Source organism: Nostoc sp. ChiVER01, from assembly GCF_034531155.1.
Lineage (GTDB): Bacteria > Cyanobacteriota > Cyanobacteriia > Cyanobacteriales > Nostocaceae > Nostoc.
The window spans coordinates 53608-72049 of sequence record NZ_JAVRBS010000028.1 but is presented as its reverse complement, the minus strand read 5'-3'; the positions used below and the strand labels follow the sequence as shown (position 1 = coordinate 72049).

The 18442-nt window shown below is 40.7% G+C and carries 15 protein-coding genes and 1 pseudogene; 8 read left to right on the top strand and 8 right to left on the bottom strand.

The window, feature by feature from the left end; translation table 11 throughout:
- Nucleotides 1-192: 192 nt before the first annotated feature.
- Nucleotides 193-4068, bottom strand: coding sequence for an NTPase (NACHT family)-like protein (locus RMY00_RS28260; RefSeq protein WP_322650716.1), 3876 nt, complete (start codon nt 4066-4068; stop codon nt 193-195).
- 296 nt (nt 4069-4364) lie between these two features.
- Here RMY00_RS28260 and RMY00_RS28255 point away from each other — a divergent pair, with 296 nt between their 5' ends.
- The gene (locus RMY00_RS28255) at nt 4365-5942 is read left to right on the top strand and encodes an NAD(P)H-quinone oxidoreductase subunit 4 (protein ID WP_322650715.1); all 1578 of its coding nucleotides are present in this window, start codon (nt 4365-4367) and stop codon (nt 5940-5942) included.
- Between the two features lie 285 nt (nt 5943-6227).
- Nucleotides 6228-6950 (top strand): Uma2 family endonuclease, encoded by a 723-nt coding sequence (locus tag RMY00_RS28250; protein WP_322650714.1) that lies wholly within the window; start codon nt 6228-6230, stop codon nt 6948-6950.
- Between the two features lie 226 nt (nt 6951-7176).
- Here RMY00_RS28250 and RMY00_RS28245 read toward each other — a convergent pair whose 3' ends face one another.
- Both RMY00_RS28245 and RMY00_RS28240 read right to left on the bottom strand, forming a co-directional pair.
- Nucleotides 7177-7548 carry a type II toxin-antitoxin system PemK/MazF family toxin gene (locus tag RMY00_RS28245; RefSeq protein WP_322650713.1) on the bottom strand — a complete coding sequence of 124 codons (372 nt, stop codon included), beginning with the start codon at nt 7546-7548 and terminating at the stop codon, nt 7177-7179.
- Entirely contained in the window at nt 7548-7769 is a 222-nt protein-coding gene (locus RMY00_RS28240) for a hypothetical protein (RefSeq protein ID WP_322650712.1), read from the bottom strand. Before RMY00_RS28240 ends, RMY00_RS28245 begins: the two co-directional genes overlap by 1 nt.
- A gap of 269 nt (nt 7770-8038) precedes the next feature.
- Between RMY00_RS28240 and RMY00_RS28235 the strand changes: the two genes are divergently transcribed.
- Complete coding sequence (locus RMY00_RS28235; RefSeq protein ID WP_322650711.1) at nt 8039-8167, top strand: hypothetical protein; 129 nt, start codon at nt 8039-8041, stop codon at nt 8165-8167.
- Nucleotides 8168-8183: 16 nt separating this feature from the next.
- Nucleotides 8184-9083: a hypothetical protein gene (locus RMY00_RS28230; RefSeq protein WP_322650710.1), complete on the top strand. Its 900-nt coding sequence runs from the start codon at nt 8184-8186 to the stop codon at nt 9081-9083.
- A 119-nt stretch (nt 9084-9202) separates the two neighbouring features.
- On the opposite strand, the pseudogene RMY00_RS28225 reads toward RMY00_RS28230, so the two are convergent.
- Nucleotides 9203-9277: pseudogene (locus RMY00_RS28225) on the bottom strand (DUF1049 domain-containing protein); the annotation flags it as partial.
- 84 nt (nt 9278-9361) lie between these two features.
- On the opposite strand from RMY00_RS28225, the gene RMY00_RS28220 reads away from it, so the two are divergent.
- Both RMY00_RS28220 and RMY00_RS28215 read left to right on the top strand, forming a co-directional pair.
- Entirely contained in the window at nt 9362-9604 is a 243-nt protein-coding gene (locus RMY00_RS28220) for a CopG family ribbon-helix-helix protein (protein ID WP_322650709.1), read from the top strand.
- Nucleotides 9594-9872 (top strand): type II toxin-antitoxin system RelE/ParE family toxin, encoded by a 279-nt coding sequence (locus RMY00_RS28215; RefSeq protein WP_322650708.1) that lies wholly within the window; start codon nt 9594-9596, stop codon nt 9870-9872. The genes RMY00_RS28220 and RMY00_RS28215 overlap by 11 nt, the downstream gene beginning before the upstream one ends.
- Nucleotides 9873-9904: 32 nt before the next feature.
- Here the strand turns inward: RMY00_RS28215 and RMY00_RS28210 are convergent, their stop codons facing one another.
- From RMY00_RS28210 to RMY00_RS28200, 3 genes are all read right to left on the bottom strand, one after another.
- Nucleotides 9905-10348 carry a DUF29 domain-containing protein gene (locus RMY00_RS28210; protein ID WP_322650707.1) on the bottom strand — a complete coding sequence of 148 codons (444 nt, stop codon included), beginning with the start codon at nt 10346-10348 and terminating at the stop codon, nt 9905-9907.
- Nucleotides 10349-10410: 62 nt separating this feature from the next.
- Nucleotides 10411-10686, bottom strand: coding sequence for a LapA family protein (locus RMY00_RS28205; protein WP_322650706.1), 276 nt, complete (start codon nt 10684-10686; stop codon nt 10411-10413).
- Between the two features lie 120 nt (nt 10687-10806).
- Nucleotides 10807-12222 carry a phosphoglucomutase/phosphomannomutase family protein gene (locus RMY00_RS28200; RefSeq protein ID WP_322650705.1) on the bottom strand — a complete coding sequence of 472 codons (1416 nt, stop codon included), beginning with the start codon at nt 12220-12222 and terminating at the stop codon, nt 10807-10809.
- Nucleotides 12223-12368: 146 nt separating this feature from the next.
- Between RMY00_RS28200 and RMY00_RS28195 the strand changes: the two genes are divergently transcribed.
- Nucleotides 12369-13226, top strand: a complete 858-nt coding sequence (locus RMY00_RS28195; protein WP_322650704.1) for a PD-(D/E)XK nuclease family protein — start codon at nt 12369-12371, stop codon at nt 13224-13226.
- 115 nt (nt 13227-13341) lie between these two features.
- Here RMY00_RS28195 and RMY00_RS28190 read toward each other — a convergent pair whose 3' ends face one another.
- Nucleotides 13342-15012, bottom strand: a complete 1671-nt coding sequence (locus tag RMY00_RS28190) for a transglutaminase family protein (protein WP_322650703.1) — start codon at nt 15010-15012, stop codon at nt 13342-13344.
- Between the two features lie 496 nt (nt 15013-15508).
- Between RMY00_RS28190 and RMY00_RS28185 the strand changes: the two genes are divergently transcribed.
- Nucleotides 15509-18367, top strand: coding sequence for a cation-translocating P-type ATPase (locus RMY00_RS28185; RefSeq protein ID WP_322650751.1), 2859 nt, complete (start codon nt 15509-15511; stop codon nt 18365-18367).
- Nucleotides 18368-18442: the final 75 nt, after the last annotated feature.

Below are 18442 nucleotides of genomic sequence, written 5' to 3'. Positions count from 1 at the left end.
TACATTATTTCTTGATTTCCTGGTTTGTTTACTAGATGCCCAGATTACGCAATAATTGATTTTATGGATTACTGTTATTAACTTTTTTTCTACAACATCTAAACTCTTTTCTTGAGCTAGTGAGAAGTTATTTACAAAATATAGTGACTTTTATTTAATAAATTCCAAACTCAAGCCTTGTAATTGTATATTCTATATTGCAAACCATTTATCTCTACGTGCTATCTCCCCTACAGGAATTGTTTTAGATGCCACAATATTCTTACATATAGCTTCCGCTACGGCAACCAAAAATCCAGGATATCGATCAGGGTGTTCGGCAATCTCCTCAGCAAGATCAATTGGCAAAGGGTTTTTTTCTCCTTTTCTAGCAATGCGACGTGCAAACAAGTAGGAAGCATATTCCTCTGATATTGCTCCTTTAGCATAACTTTGAGCAATCACTTCCAATACAGGATGCCAATCAGTTTCATTTCTTTGAAGAAGATCAAGTGCAAACTCCTGGCAAAGTTTTAGTACTAATGGATCAGATTCAGTATACGCACTAAGATATGAAACATAAAGCTTTCTTTTACTTTGTTCTTTCGCACGTAAAGTAAATAAAGTAACAGTTCTTGCACCCAAAGTTTTTGGCATTGAATCTACATTAAAGTAGATCATGCGCTCGTGCAAGTCTTGTATTAGAGCAATTGTATCTTCTACAGAGCGATACAGACGCTGCCAGTTGTCAAAGGATAATTTTTCAATGTAAGAATCTATGGATATAGCCAAATTTTCTAAGGTTTTTGAACTACCCCAGGTTACAAGAACTAATGTAATGAACATGGCATCTACTTCGTTATTCACTTTATCTAACTGTTGCTGCCACCAACTTGGCCTACCAGCTTGCAATCTTGCATAACGTGTTCGTCGGCACAAAGATTTTGAGTGATCAAGAAGTTCAGGAAATTCTTTGCATGTTTCACTTTTAGATTTAATTCCACTACCTATGTTTGCAAGATGAAACAATGCCCAATGATCCCCACAAACTTCGCGAACTTTTTCAATAAGATTGTCCCAAGGAATAATATCAGTTGCCCATTCTTGGACATTGCGCTGTGATTCTTGGTGAGATGTTTCTACAATCTTGTAATACTTAGAAACCTGTGAAAATTCCGGGATAGAGTGGACACTATCTTTATTAAGAGCTTGCAAGAAATATCTACCATTATTAACTAGGTGTGAAATCTGATGTTTCCAAATTTCAGAAAGTGTAAAGTTTAAATTCCTTGCCTTGAAAGCTACTGCATATCGACTTGCATCAATCGAGTGACTGAATAGCTCTATAAAGCTATTTATTTGAATGTTTCGACGATTATCAACTACAATATTTCTCTGTAAAATTTCATCTATAGTTAAAAGAAAGTTTTGTTCAGTCATTTCACAATAATCAAATCGCCGCATTTTAAAAAGAAGAGACACGCATTTTGCGCGATTAACCTCATCTGATAAAATCTTTTTTATATCAACCAAACTAATTTTATTCAAAATACCTAAATAGTATCCATATTCAAGCCAGTTACCTTGCTCAATAATACTTTGACTATAAAAATATTTATTCCATAAATTTAAAATTTCATCTGATGTGGCATTTGCTCTGATTAAATCTATTATTTCTAAAGCATAGTCTTTAGGAGGATTTTTCTCTAGACTCTTAAAGCAGTGATTTATTAGTTCTTCCTGTCCACAATCTTTTGGAAGTACGAGAGGGTTTCCTAAACCAAGACGGCGGCTATTGGAAGGTAATACATATCGCAATCCAATCTCATCTAATATCAGTTCAACAACAGCTTTAACAGACTTAGGATGTTGCTTAAATACCCAATCAGAAAGTAGAGTAGCTGCTAATATCCTTGGATGACTAATTAGTCGATATCCTTCCTGTTCAATTAAATCTTGTAACCTGTCAATGAGTGAAGGGAGTTCACCTTTGGTATAGCAGCCAGCATAAAATCTCGTAACGTTGAACCAGTAAAAATTACGTGCTATGGCATCAAAACGATCAGGTAATGTCCCCATTTTTTCATTTCCAGTTGGAGAATAAGGAGCAGTATCATAAAGGTATCGCGCTGTGAAGTACTCTCGCAGTGGTTGAACTTCAAATTCATAAGTACCTTCAACACGTTGTACCAATGCCATTATGCGTTCAACCATCCCTCTAAATAATTCGTCTAATAATGATTTAGAATGACCTTCATCATCAAGATATTTTGAAAGAAGTTCATAAAGTTTATCTTTGGAGATACTACCATTACCTCCCTGTTCTGCCTCTGTGTGAAGTATCCAAGCAAAATATCTTTGAACATTTATTAAAAGTTCTCGGTGGTCACGAACTATAGGAGTCTTTGCTGCTTCACGATCTAGAAAATGCTTTATATAATCATCGTAAAGAGCCGTTCGTTTTTCTGGAAGCGATAAACCTTGACTACGAATAAGGCTTAGTAATATTGTCAACTGCATTGGATTTTTAGATAAATCGCGCAGATGTGGTTGATTTAGCTTTTCTTTTATAACCTTTCTAATTTCCGCAGCTTCTTTATTATCAAGCTTTCGTGCCTTAATCCAATTGGTTGTATATTCGTCAATCAGAGTACGAGTTAGCGAATCAAGCTGATAGTGTGGAAACTTATCCTGTGGAAGACCAGGAGAATTAGCAAACGCTGCTGGACGACTTGTAACGATTACTTGGAGTGATTCAGCAATTGATTCAAGGCGATTGACACCATTAATAATTTCATTAACAACTTCTTGCCTTTTCGAGATATCAGCAACTTCATCAAGTCCGTCAAAAACGAGTAGAACTGGACTAAGTTTCATGACAGCACGTAGATCACTAACATCAAACTCACCACCACCTGAATCATGCCGTACCAAGGCAGCAAGAAATGATTCTAAAGATTTTTGCCAATTAGAAGGAAGTTCTTCTTCTTCATTAAGTGAAAAAGGATTTTTTTTGTCAAGCCAAGTTGCTAAATCTCTCAAATCAATTTTGAATGGTAGACGAACTGGAGAGTATCTATGTATTGGAGGCAATTTTTCTAACGTTTCATCTTTATGATCTGTCGATAAAGAACGTAATACTTCATCATTGCCCAATACTCGCATCCGATGTACTTGGCACACATATTGAGTTATTGTCGATTTACCTTGTCCAGGCGCACCTTCGATAACTATTAGAGGGATATCTTTCTGAACTAAGATATGGAGTAGAAATGTTGCTGCACCAACTATCTCCCGTTCTTCTGGTCTAATATTAGAGTACAAATTCGCATCACTGAAAGTAGTCTTTACTTGAGTATTTCTATTTCTTTCAATATCTGAAGCAATCTCGTGATATATTCTATATAATTTAATTTCTTTCTTACCAGTTATATCTCTTTGTGGGGGAGAAATTGGAACATCTATAAATAAATCTAACAGCCTATTTTGCAGTTCTACCTGCCTGAATTTGACCTCTTGCTCTTGACAAAATTGATGTTTGACAAAAGAACGAATTGCATCAGACCTGCGCTCACTATTTTCTGAAAGCCTAGACTCAATAACTGATCGAATTAAGTCTGGGCCTGTCATTAACTCAGGATATACCCACTTTAGATCCCAAGAGCTATCCAGTCGGCGGTTTAAATCATCAAGCCACCAGCAGATGGATGGTACATCAAGCTTATTAAGTAGTTGATTAGCTTTATCTATGGAGCCTGAGTCAGGATGTGCAGTTCCAGGAACATTAGTAATCAAGACAAACCTAGTTGCTCCCTTGGGAATTTGCTTCTTAAGTTTTGGTGCTTCCTCCTCTAAAATTCCTACCAGCCATTTATGAGGATCAGGTAATGCAAATGGCCGTTTTACCCACTTAATTTGGTACATTATGAAACTGCGGTCAGAATCCATTCCCAAATAGGCCACCGCATCTCGTCCCCCATCTGGCTGTGCAACTGGAAAACATTGGACGTTAGGATACTCTTTTGTCAGTAGTGCTTGGCAGAACTGCTGAAACTTTTCTGGGTTTAGATTCTGAAATGGGTAATCCATGTACCTATAAGATTAAGGGATATTAGGCAATATTATATACTCTCTTTCTACTTGCAGAATTGATGAGTATTGTTTCGGTAGTCGTTCTTTATTTAGGGTAAATTTGTGACTTGACTGAGAGTATCAAAACCCACATCCCGCACCCGCAAATGTCAAAAAAGACTCCCAAGAGTAAAAATCGGGGATTGCCAATTTAATTAAATCAACCTAACGAGGAAGACGAAATCCTCAAAAAGCTGTTACTTAATAACTAGTGACTTTTTGCCAAACATGATTTTGATAGCAGACGAATTGTGATGAATACAGCTAATTTTCCGTGGCTGACGACGATTATTCTGTTGCCGATAGCCGCTTCACTACTGATTCCCATCATTCCAGATAAAGAAGGCAAAACAGTGCGCTGGTACTCCCTCATCGTAGGGCTGATAGATTTTGCACTAATTGTTTATGCTTTTTATACTGGGTATGATTTCTCCAATCCAGATTTGCAGTTGGTCGAGAGTTACGCCTGGGTACCCCAACTAGATTTGAATTGGTCAGTAGGGGCAGATGGCTTATCCATGCCCCTAATTATTTTGACTGGATTCATTACCACGCTGGCGATATTAGCAGCTTGGCCTGTCACCTTCAAGCCGAAGCTATTTTACTTCTTGATTTTGGCGATGTATGGCGGTCAAATTGCCGTGTTCGCCGTCCAGGATATGCTGTTGTTTTTCTTGGTGTGGGAACTGGAACTAGTACCGATATACTTTCTGCTGTCGATTTGGGGAGGCAAAAGACGGCAGTATGCAGCGACTAAATTTATTTTATACACCGCAGGCGGTTCGCTGTTTATTTTGCTGTCTGCCCTGACAATGGGATTTTACGGCGATACGGTGACGTTTGACATGCGATCGCTCGGTTTAAAAGACTTCGCCCTCAATTTCCAACTTGCCGTCTATGCTGGCTTCCTGATCGCCTACGCCGTCAAGTTGCCGATTATTCCCTTACACACCTGGCTACCTGATGCCCACGGTGAAGCAACAGCGCCCGTACACATGTTATTGGCAGGTATTCTTTTGAAAATGGGCGGTTATGCCTTAATTCGGATGAATGCCCAAATGCTCCCCGATGCCCACGCTCTTTTTGCACCAGTGTTGGTGGTTTTGGGGGTAGTTAACATCATCTACGCTGCCTTAACATCCTTTGCCCAGCGCAACCTGAAGCGAAAAATCGCCTACTCCTCAATTTCTCACATGGGCTTTGTGATGATTGGTATCGCCTCCTTCACCGATTTGGGATTGAGTGGGGCAGTATTGCAAATGGTTTCTCACGGGTTAATTGGGGCGAGTTTGTTCTTCCTGGTTGGCGCAACTTACGATCGCACACACACCCTGATGTTAGATGAAATGGGCGGTGTTGCGAAGAGAATGCCGAAGATTTTCGCTATGTTCACCACTTGTTCGATGGCTTCTTTGGCATTACCAGGGATGAGCGGTTTCGTGGCAGAATTAATGGTATTTGTCGGCTTTGCTACTAGCGATGCTTATAGCTCTACCTTCAAAGTGATTGTTGTATTCTTGATGGCAGTGGGAGTAATTTTGACTCCCATTTATCTGCTGTCGATGTTACGAGAAATTTTCTACGGAGAAGAGAACAAGGAATTAGTTTCTCACCAAGCTTTGATAGATGCTGAACCCCGTGAAGTATTTATCATTGCCTGTTTGTTGATTCCAATTATTGGTATTGGTTTCTATCCAAAATTGCTGACTCAGATGTACGACGCTACAACTGTACAATTGACCGCAAGATTGCGTGATTCCGTGCCGACATTAGCACAGCAAAAAGACGATGCACTAAAGGTTTCTTTGAGTGCGCCTCAAATTGGTAATTAAGTTGCGATCGCTAGTTTAGTTTAAATATTGATTACTTTGAGGGCGGGTTTTGTACCTGCCCTTTTTTGCTATTGTCAGTTAGAGATTCTAGTAATCAGTATCGAAAAACCATGAATTTAATGTAAAATTTTGCAATCACAAGTCTGTGAATACTGAGAAAAATCCACAGGCAATGTCTACAAAGGGCTACGCCTAGACTAAAAATGGTTCTTTATTCTTGTGCTGCGATCGCACATCAATAGATTACGTACAATCTATCTAGAATCAAATTTGGCAAAACCGCTCATGTTAAACTACAATCCACTGCATTGTTTGCCATCTTCCGAAGAATTACCCGACTCAGATGATACTGCTGTGGATAATGAACTCCAAAATTTAATTCCCGGCTTAATGAAAACGACACTGGCTTTGGTTTGGTGCGATCGCTGGGATTGGTTCTTTGGTGTTGACATGGGTATTTATTATCACCCAGACAAACCAGCCATCGTCCCTGATGGATTTCTTAGCTTAGGAGTTAAACGCTTCATTGATGAGGATTTACGCCTAAGTTATGTGCTGTGGGAAGAAAAGAAGCAGCCGATCTTAGCACTAGAAGTTGTTTCCCAAATATATCGAGAAGAATATAGCACTAAAAAAGAATTATATGCCAAAGAATTAGGGATTTTGTACTACGTTGTATATAGTCCGCTTCGGCGTAAAAAGACACCTTTGGAGGTGTATCACTTAGTTGATGGCGAATATATCTTAATGTCAGGAAATCCCGTTTGGCTGCCAGAGATTGGTTTAGGAATTGGGCGAGAACGGGGAATTTATCAAGGTATTGTGCGGGAGTGGCTATACTGGTATGACGAGGAAGGGCAAAAATTGCTGACACCAGAAGAACGCATTAGGGAAGCGGAAGAACGCACAGCTTTTGAAGAACAGCGACGGGTGGAAGCAGAACAACAGGTGAAAATGTTAATTGAAAGATTGAATGCGCTAGGTGTTGATCCAGAAAATTTGTTATAGATTCACCAGATTCTGTAATGGTTAGCGATGTCTACGACGGGCTACGCCTACGCGCCTACAACTCACTGAATATAGAAAATCTGGTTTCTTAGAAGAGGGATAACCTAAAATCACTAGAGTTAAATAAAAGTACCTGATATTAAAATACTTGCATGAACTCAAGGGTTGAGGTGTTAGCCTCTCTGCGATCGCACAAGTAATTTAGTTGCTAAAGATACATAAATTTCTATGAGTTAGATGATGCATTCGATGATGGTTTAAAATCATCTAATTCAGTCAGAGCTATCTTGACACACGCACGAACACCTTTCCAATCAACTTCTGACAAGTGACCAATCAAAACCAAATTAGCTGAGGGTGGTAAGGTGACGATAAAACTTCTGAAAACAGACGCAACCCGCAAACTTGCTACTGCCCAATTCTGAAGTGTGTAATCAGTAATTCCAAGGGCAGTTGTCTGACTAGTGATGAGTCCAATGATCACATCGGGACGAGTTGCGTGATAAGTGGCAGATGACAGAACTACAGCAGGACGACGCTTAATACCAGTGACACCAGGAAAATCAACTGTGACTACATCACCGGGATTGAATGTCACTAAACTGTCTCCTCACTTTCAGGGAAAATTGAAGTTGCGTACTCCAAAGAGAAGGATGCTAAATCATGCTGATCTTGCTCAGTCCAAGTATCACTTTGGTCGATGATAGACAAGTTTTGCTCGACTAGCTCATTTAAAATCAGGGTTGCCAAGCGTAGCCGCTCAGTCGGTGATAAGTTACAAACAACTTGGCTGTATATTTCTTGAGCAGTATTGGACATAATAAACCCTCCTGTCATTTATCCTAACAGTTGCAATACCTGCGTCAAGACGCTAAAAACCACGAGTAGTTGGGATACTAAGTGAGACATAAATTGATAGCTATAACTGATAGCTCTGTATTTAATATAGTTTCATAAATATTGCTTATTTATACTGCCTCAATGGTGATAATTGGCTTAATTAGGGAAGTCTATGTATAACCAATCCCTGATTTTGAGGTTAAACACTTAGAAAAAGGGTAAAAAAATACAAATTGCAATGAGTACTTATGATTCTACTTATCTTAGACACTATTGCTTTAGCTAGTGCTTCTGTAGGAGCGTTTGCAGGTGTGAGGGCAATTTCCAACATAGACGTAGAAAAAGAGAAGTTTAAAAAAAATCTCAAGTCTTTATAATGAAGCTTTTAGAGAGTTGGAAGTAGATTTCATCTTTACAAAGAATCTTATACAAGAATACAATCAACTTCGGCAAGATATTCTATATAATATGGGAAAATTTTTTAGTTTTTTTGATGAAAATTTTGAAAAAATAAAAAAGCTGAATCCCAGCGAATTTTCAATTAATCAAATTCAAGAATGCAAAAATACTTTCAATGAAATTAAGCAAGATTTATTGATTGATGCTAATCATATTGATTACTTGAAGAATTCCTATGGAGTAATTCATCTTGCAAATCCTATAAAATTAGCAGTGCAAGAAATTATATCTAACAAATTATCTATCAAACAAGCCAATAACTATACAAGGGATTGTTTAAGTAAATCTTCAATGAACACTATTGCAGGAAGCATGATAATTTTATCTCTACTTGCATCTGCTAATATTGCTGTGAGTCCAGCAGTATTAATTACTGGTTTTATACTTACTCGTTTGCAGGAGGAAGCTTTAATTCAGGTAAGAGAATATGAATCAGAAATAAATGCAGGAATTAATAAAATTAATTTAGCTAAGGATTTGATGCTAAAAATAAAGCAAGAAATTTCTAAATCAATGAAAAAATTGAAGTCTTTAAATGATGCAATGAATGAATTTTTAGCTACCGATAATATAGCTGCCTTTACTCACAAAGCAACTCAAGCCGCTTCTAGATTAGCTTATTCAGCTCCAGTAGCTCATGAATTTAAAATATTCATACCTTTAATCAAAAGACTAGTTGAAATGTTCATACCTAAAATTTTAGATTATGAAGGTAAGCTGAAAAATGTTACATTAGGTATTAAAGATAACCACGATGATCGCAGTTTTTTATTAGGATTAGATGAAATAATCAACATTAAATTAGAGCAAGAATTGCTCAATAGTATGATTTGAAAGATAGCGATATTTGGATGATATTGTAAACCTTAATAACCACTAACAGTATAACTATCAGCCTAGTTATCAAAGTGTATTGTATGATTAGGCTGACTTCACCTCACACCCTGGATAGTTAAGACTAAACCTGCTGGTATCTGAACCAATTGGAATATTAAAAATTTTAACGATACGGGTGTGGCATTTTGAACTTAGAAATAGTGATCGCCACTATCATTATCTTGCATTGCCACATATTGCAATATAATATATCGCAAGACAACTTTCACAAGACGATGAGCAAAGAAAATATTACGTTTCGGATAGATAGCGATCACAAGGCTGCACTTGATGTGATCGCAGCCGGAATGAATCGCGATCGCAGCTACGTACTTAATGAGGCAGTAGCCACTTATCTAGAGATGTATCAGTGGCAAATTGAGGAAATTCAAAAAGGGATTGCTGAAGCGGATGCTGGAGACTTTGCCAGTGATGAGGAAGTAAAGGCGACTTTTGCAAGACTCACCAATGCAGATTAAGTGGCTACGTCGTGCGCTTCGTAATTTGGAACAAGCCCATAACTACATCCTGAAAGAGAATCCACAAGCAGCGCAGGAAGTGATATTGAAGATTCAACTTGCTGCCAGTCAACTTGAGAATTATCCTTTTATGGGGCGAACTGGACGTATAGAAGGTACAAGGGAGCTAGTAGTTTCTAGCACGTCATATATTGTTATTTATCGAGTCAAAGAAGAGTCAGTAGAAATTCTTCGAGTTTTCCACACGTCAAAGCGCTATCCAGATTAGCGCCATTACCCACACAGTCACAAATAAAGTTATCAAATATCGCTTGCTTCCGGTAGCCAGTTTTCATCCAACACTAACTCTAAAAAATATGGACATTCTTCTGGAAACACGGATATAATTATCCCCGTTTGCTTGGCTGCTTGCCGACGCGCCCTTTGATAACTTTCCTCAAGTTGCTCTGTAGGATAGCTCTTAAGACTAGGACTATCTTCTATTGCTAACTCAATCTGGGTGCGAGAATCGGTGATGGAATCGAGCCAACTATCTGAGCGACGCTGGGGTTGATATTGCCACTTCAGCAAATGCAAAAGTAAGCGAGTTATTTGACTGGAAATACCCCGCCGTTCACTTTTGCCCAAGCCTTCAACCTCTTCAATCAGATGTTCTACATCAACTTCCTGCCAGCGATGCGATCGCAATAGTTGGGTTGTCTGTTCAATCCACAAATTAAAATCTGCTTTATAGGTTGCGCTCATAGCCGTCTCCTTTTCCTGGTTCGATTGCAATAATATTTTGATACTGCACAGCTATTCAAACCTCAAAAGTCTTCATCATCGACAAAAAATTCCGCATCGTCTTCCAATCGAGAATTACCCTGCCCAATACCAGCAAGTCCCCACAGAGGTTGCAGCAGTGCCATACCAATTAATCCGACAACGGCACTAAAAGCCAGCACTAAACCCATTGGTATCTGAATCGATTGAAATGTTAAGAATTTTAACGATACGGGTGTGGCATTTTGGACTGAAATAATTGCGATCGCTATTACCCAAACCGCTACAACTAGAGATGTTAAAAAAGGAGCGATTTTCATATTTTGAGCGAAGTTAAAAGTTAGAAGCTAGGAGTTATTAATTTAGAACTCATAAATCATAACTGTTAATAGGATTTAGAAGTTAAGAATTGTTAATTTACAACTCTTAACTCTTAATTCTTATCCTTTTAGTTTAGCAATGGCACTCTTTAACTCTTGGGCGATTATGGTGAGTTTTTCGGGAGTGTTGGTTTCTAGATAGACGCGCACCAAGGGTTCTGTACCGGAAGGACGCAGTAAAACCCAGCTACCTTCTTCTAAATACAGCTTAATACCGTCTTTACGTCCCACTTCCCTGACTTTAATTCCAGCTACATCTGTAGGTGGATTTTTAGTAAAAGAGTCGATAACGGCGATTTTGTGCGCCTCTGTGAGGTGTAAGTCTAAGCGGTTGTTATAAAGTGGGCCATCGGCTTGGGCGATCGCTTCCTTAACCATCTGACTAAGAGGTTTACCTTCATAAGCGATCGCTTCTGCCACCAGCATATCGGCCAATACTCCGTCTTTTTCAGGAATATGCCCGATAATACTCAAACCGCCTGATTCTTCTCCACCAATTAACACGGCAGTTTCCCGCATTTTTTCGCCGATGTATTTAAAACCGACTGGTGTTTCGTAAATTTGCAGCCCATTTTTAGCGGCGAAATTATCCAGTAGGTGGGTTGTCGCCACAGTGCGGACTATCGCGCCAGTTTTACCTTTATTTCTGATTAAATGACGTGCTAGAACTAACAGCACAGTATTAGGAGTCAAGACGGTTCCTTGTTCATCGACGATACCAAAGCGATCGCTATCTCCATCGGTTGCCAAACCCAAATCAGCGCGATCGCGAACTACTGCTTGTACTAACTCAACTAATTGTTCTCCTTTGGGTTCTGGCATTCCACCCCCAAATAAAACATCCCTCCAATCGTGGAAATTTTCTAACTGAACGCCACTATGTTGCAAAACTTCATCTAAATAGCCACGAGAGGTAGAATACAAAGCATCGTACTTTACCTTTAAATTAGCGCTTTTAATTTTTTCTATATCAAGTAGAGTGTAGATAAATTGCAGATAATCTGCTTTCGGATCGAAAATTGAAATTGAACCTGATGGGTTACTCCCAGGCAACTCATCCGATGCACTTTCTATATTTGCCACAATAGTATCAGTAATCTCAGGAGTGGCAGGCCCAGCATAATCAGGTATATATTTAATTCCACAGTAGGGTGCTGGATTATGACTAGCAGTAAACATTAATGCCCCAGCAGAATTTAGATGACGGGCGTTGTAGGCAATTACTGGTGTGGGACAATCCCGATTAGTAATTTTCACAGTCCAACCCAAGTCTGCCAAAACTTGGGCTGATATTTGGGCAAACTGGTCAGCTAAAAAGCGAGTATCGTAGGCAATAAGTACTGGTCTATTTTTTGTATAGGCTGTATCCAGGTAAGTGGCGATTGCTCTTGTTACTTTCCGCACATTGGGGAAAGTAAAGTCATCGGCAATAATCCCTCGCCATCCATCAGTACCAAATTTTATCTTACTGGACATTTTTGCTACTTGCTCCTGTACATTATCAGTACTATAAAAGCTTCTCGCAAAGCGGGTGTAGCAGCAACTATTCTCCGAAGTTCTTTTCTAAGCAAGCCTTAGTTTAAACTTCTCATCACCGTATTTTCTCTCACTGTTTCTGAGCAATGTCAACCCCCGATCGACCTTTTGCCAGTTATCACCTTTGGTCTCTAGTTGCCCCAGCGACTGGGCAAGAACGCTGGCATTGCCAGATGAGACGGGGGTTTATCAAAGCACGGCAACACGAACCACAAGTCAAAGCGCTTTTAGGGCAAGCCACCGCGCCCCAGCGAATTGGTATACTTGCCCAAAAAGGCATTTATGAGTTTCATCATCACACGTATCTGTTGAAGCAAGCTGATGGTGTAGAAAGAGTTGCACAGCTACTTAAATTAGGCAACTCAAGCGTTCAAGTCCAGCAACGCGTGCTGCAAATTCTGAAAAAATATCATGATGCACCGTTGCTTTTGGATAAAGATATTATCCAATTAACGCCGGGTGATGAAGGCTTTCCTAAACCGATAGTAGTTGAACAAGAAGATTATTGCTTTCGCTTATATGCAGCTATGGATTGCGTTTTTCTTGAGAGCGATCGCACAATACATATTTTAGATTTCAAAACTGGTAAGTCGGCTTTTGATCGACGACAGGCATTAGTTTATTTAGTAGCTGCTCGTTATCTTTACCCTGGACGGGAAGCTGTTGCATCATTTTATAATTTAGAAATATGTAAAAAGTCTGAGTTAATTAGTATCAATAATAGTGAATTAGAATATTTAAAATTTGAGTTAGCTAATATTGCCCACAAGCACCAGCACGATTTACAAAAATATCAGGAAGAAACTAGTAATTTCAGTAAGATTTTCCCTCCCAATCCTGGCTCTCACTGCCGCTTTTGTCCATTTAACTCAATCTGTGAGTTTGCTGATTTTAAGCAGTATAAATCGTATCCATTGCCTAGTTTAAGAGTTAATAGCAGCTAGTAGGAGTGGGGAATGGGGAGCAAGGGGACAAGAGGACAAGAGGTGAGAACTTGAAACAAGTCTTTCTCCTTGTCCCTAAGTTTTCTTCCCCATGCCCAATGCCCCATTCCCTAATTCAAAAAGGCGGCAATTCTTTAAGAATTGTGAACCGAATATGATTTATTGCCAAATCGCCAATGGGGATATCTTCTTTGGTTAGCCGTTCACCTTGACTTGTTACGGTTTCAAAGGTGATACCTTTGCCAATTTCAATATGATACCAGCATAAGCCCATAAAAAAGCGCGTCGGATAAGGGCCACCTTCACCTATATCGTCAGGATTTGATTCCATTGGCAACCAACCAAAATTCGGGACATAGAACTCCAACCAAACATGATTAAAGTCGGGTTGTAGCGGTACTCCTACAAAGTCACTATGAGGAGGACATTTGTACCTACCTACGGTGCGGCAGGGAATACCATTTAAACGGGATAGGGCAAGTAAAACGCCTACATATTCGCCACAGGAACCAACGCCCCGTTCTAAAACTGTATCTGGCGTGTCTATGTAAGGTTTAATACCATAAGACAACTCATCATAGACGTAGTTGCGGATGCTGTGCATTTTCCGCAGCACATTGGTTTCAGAACCGATCGCTTCTCTGGCGGCGCGGCGAACAATGGTAGTATCCATTGCTAAATCGTCGTCATCCACTAGGTAGCGTGTTTCTAATTCTGAAGAAAGTTTAGGTACATCTTCCACGTCTCTAGGTGTGATGCGATACTTAATACCGCGAACTTCCAAAAGTGCTTTCCAGCCAAATATATGCCGTTCACCTGGGGCAAGAGAATCAAATTTAAAGACTGCTACACGTTGCCCTTGTACTACTTCTTCGGTAAAAGGTATACCAATGGGTTCAACGTGTTTTACCTTTTGCCGTTCAGTTTCCGATGGTAAGGCGATGCGCCATTCTACATCGGGTAAATAAACCTCGTCTAAGGGTGCAATTTCCTCAGCGTAGGACATTTCAATTAGATAGCCATTAGAGAGGGCGTAGCGCTTATCTGGATCGTAATGATAATACAGGGGGTGAATAAAAGTGCGATCGCGGAACGTTAGCTCATAACTCGGATCGGCATTTGGGTTGTCCCGAATATAAGCCTCCTCTGAGGCGTAGGCGACGTAAATATTTTCTTTTCCTGTTTCGGCATTTTTATGAATTGCTATGCCTGTGGGGCATTCAAAGGGTGTCAGGACGCTAAATTGCAGCTCACCTGTAGCTCTATCCATCGCGTAAACTGATTGTTCGGTGCGATCGCAAATCCACAGCATTTCCTGGGTAACAGCTAAATTCTCTATCCCAACGCCTGGGGCATAAAACCTGGTAATCTCTTTTCGCGTTTCGCGGTCATAAATCAGAATGTAGCCTAGTCTTTGGCAACTGACATAAACTGTTGTTTCCCAAACAGCAACGCCGTCAGCAGGATAAGGCAATGTTACAAAATGTTCCAGTCCTAAAGCATTAAGCTTACACGAGTAAACACTATTTTCTCGGCTCACCCACAGGGTATCTTCCCACGCAGCTAGACCAGTGACATCAGTAAATTCTTTAACTTGATGGGGATTGAGAATTTTGCTGTTGTCAGAGGTGGGATCAATTTCTAGTAGATGCCCTTTAATACTGTCGATGGCAATCAGCCTATCTTTAATGAAAGTAATGCCACACAGGGTAGCAGCAGTAAGCGGTCGAATTGTCTTTTGCCCAAACATCTGGCTAACGGTCAAAGTGGGGAGTGCAAAACTCATATTAATTAATCATATTTATTGAATGGTTTAGCACGCTTAAGCAATTCAAAATTCAGCTTGAAAGTTTGCTAGATCGGGAAATCCTACCAGCACACCAGTTCGCTTGAGCGGGAAAATGCACAAGCAACTGACTCAACTTTGGGCAAAATTCAAAATGTTCGCGTAGCGTCTCGTAGAGAATAAATGCAATCGTGCCATGCATCCTGGCTATTGACTAGATATAAATTAAAGCAATGACAGCGTAAAATTAATTGTGGCATATACTCTGTAACTAAGCTTTAAACCTCTATAACTCATAATTATCGGTACAATGTGTTCCGAAAAACTCTTTCGTGAGAAATAACACTACCTGAAAAAAGTATAAATTTACAAATGTTAAGAATTACAGATACACTTGTGCGACTGGGCGATCGCCTTAATGTAACTTTAGAAGATGGAATTCTTGCCATCACTAAATTATGATCGAATTTTGTAACCATTTCCTGTGACTTACACGATGTCTGCTAATTCTCTGCCTGAAGGTGCCGCCGTTTGGCATAGTTTAGAAGTTGATAAAGCGCTAGACCTGCTTGATAGTAATGCAGACAGTGGCTTAACACCCCAAGAAATTGAACAGAGATTGCAAAAGTACGGGCCCAACGAACTTGAAGAAACTGCTGGCCGTAGTAGTTGGGAAATCCTGCTGGATCAGTTCAAGAACATTATGTTGTTGATGCTGATTGGCGTAGCTCTAATTTCTGGCTTTTTAGACCTGATGGCTTTGCGGGAGGGTCGCTTGAAGCCTGGTGAAGTGCCATTTAAAGATACCATCGCTATTTTAGCAATTGTCATCCTCAATGGCATACTTGGCTACGTCCAAGAAAGCCGTGCCGAAAAAGCCTTGGCAGCCCTGAAAAAAATGACCTCTCCCTTAGTGCGCGTCATCCGCGAGGCTAGATTGGTGGAGATAGCAGCCAAGGATCTAGTTCCAGGGGATGTCATGCTGCTGGAAGCTGGGATGCAGATAGCCGCAGATGGACGCTTGATCGAACAGTCTAATTTACAAGTGCGTGAGTCGGCATTGACTGGTGAAGCCGAAGCCGTGAATAAACAGGCATCACTCAAATTGCCCGAGGAAACATCATTAGGCGATCGCCTCAATGTCGTGTATCAAGGAACCGAAGTAGTCCAAGGACGGGCGAAGGTTCTGGTGACTAACACCGGAATGACTACAGAACTAGGCAAAATTGCCACGATGTTGCAGGCGGTGGAAAGCGAACCGACACCGTTACAGCAACGGATGACTCAACTGGGTAATGTCCTAGTTACGGGTTCCTTAATTCTCGTGGCGATCGTCGTCGTCGGTGGTGTAATCAAAGACGGAGGTTTCAAAAATATCCAAGAACTCTTGGAAGTTTCTTTGAGTATGGCGGTTGCTGTAGTGCCAGAAGGTTTACCTGCTGTAATTACCGTCACCTTGGCGCTAGGAACCCAGCGAATGGTGCGCCAGAATGCCTTGATTCGCAAATTGCCAGCAGTGGAAACATTGGGTTCTGTAACTACCATCTGTTCTGATAAAACTGGCACGCTGACGCAAAATAAAATGGTAGTGCAATCGGTTTCTACTAATAACAAAACTTTTCGCGTCATCGGCGAAGGTTACACTCCCACAGGAGACTTTCAGTTAGATGGTCAAAAAATTTCCCTAGAGGACTCTCCAGAAATTTCAGCGTTATCAGTCGCCTGTGCTATTTGTAATGATTCAGTGTTGCAAAAAGAACAAGGGGAATGGTCGATTTTGGGAGATCCCACAGAGGGAGCATTGTTAACACTGGCGGGCAAAGCTGGAATTGAAAAAGATCAGTGGAACAGCAAATTACCTCGTATTGCAGAGTTTCCCTTTTCCTCAGAACGGAAGCGGATGAGCGTGATTTCTCAGGTGGAGGGAGTCGCTACAGGTGACGCATCTTCCAGAGGCATTGACCCAGCGATCACTAGTTTGATTGAATCTGAACCTTACTTAATGTTTACCAAAGGTTCTCCAGAGTTAACCTTGGCACGTTCCACTCAAATTCATTTAGGTAATGACACAGCCCCCTTAACTGAAGCACAACGCCAGAAAATTTTGGCAGAAAATGACCTGATGGCGAGTAAAGGTTTGCGGGTGCTAGGTTTTGCCTACAAACCACTGGTAGAAATTCCACCAGAAAGTTCAAGCGAGACATCTGAGCAAGGCTTGGTATGGTTGGGATTGGTGGGAATGCTAGATGCGCCACGCCCAGAAGTAAGGGCATCTGTGCAAGAATGTCGAGATGCAGGTATTCGCCCAGTGATGATTACAGGCGACCACCAATTAACAGCACGAGCGATCGCTACCGATTTAGGAATCGCCCAAGAAGGTGATCGCCTCCTCACAGGTCAAGAATTGCAACGGATGAGTGACCAGGAATTAGAGCAAAACGTTGACCTGGTGAGCATTTATGCTAGGGTTTCCCCAGAACACAAACTGCGAATTGTCCAAGCACTGCAACGCCGGGGTCGATTTGTGGCGATGACAGGCGATGGTGTTAACGATGCCCCAGCCCTTAAACAAGCTGACATCGGCATTGCGATGGGCATTACTGGCACTGATGTAAGTAAAGAAGCCAGCGATATGGTATTACTTGATGACAACTTCGCCACCATTGTCAGTGCTACCAAGGAAGGTAGAGTTGTTTACACCAATATTCGCCGTTTTATTAAATACATTCTGGGCAGTAACATTGGCGAAGTTTTGACAATTGCAGCAGCACCCCTAATTGGTTTGGGAGGCGTTCCCCTTACTCCCTTACAAATTTTGTGGATGAACTTGGTAACAGACGGTTTACCAGCTTTGGCATTAGCTGTGGAACCTCCAGAACCGGATGTGATGCAACGTCCGCCTTTTAGTCCCCGCGAAAGTATTTTCGCTAGGGGATTGGGTTCTTACATGATTCGCATTGGGATAATATTTGCCATTATCACCATTGCCTTAATGTGGTGGGCTTATCAACACACCCATGCCCCTGGCTATCAAGGCGATCGTGATAGTTGGAAAACAATGGTATTTACTAGCTTGTGTATTGCCCAAATGGGTCATGCGATCGCTATTCGCTCCAACAACCGACTGACCATCGAAATGAATCCCTTTTCTAATATATTTGTACTAGCAGCTGTTATTGTCACCACGATTTTGCAGTTGATGCTAGTTTACGTCCCACCCCTGCGAGATTTCTTTGGTACTCACTACCTGAACCTGCAAGAGTTGGGGGTTTGTATAGGCTTTAGTGCCTTAATGTTTGTCTGGATTGAAGCGGAGAAGATATTTCTGCGGATTATGGGCAAGAAGGCTGTCTGAAAAGGAAATTTTAGATTTTAGATTTTAGATTTTAGATTTATCTTCAATTCAAAATCTAAAATTTAAAATCCAAAA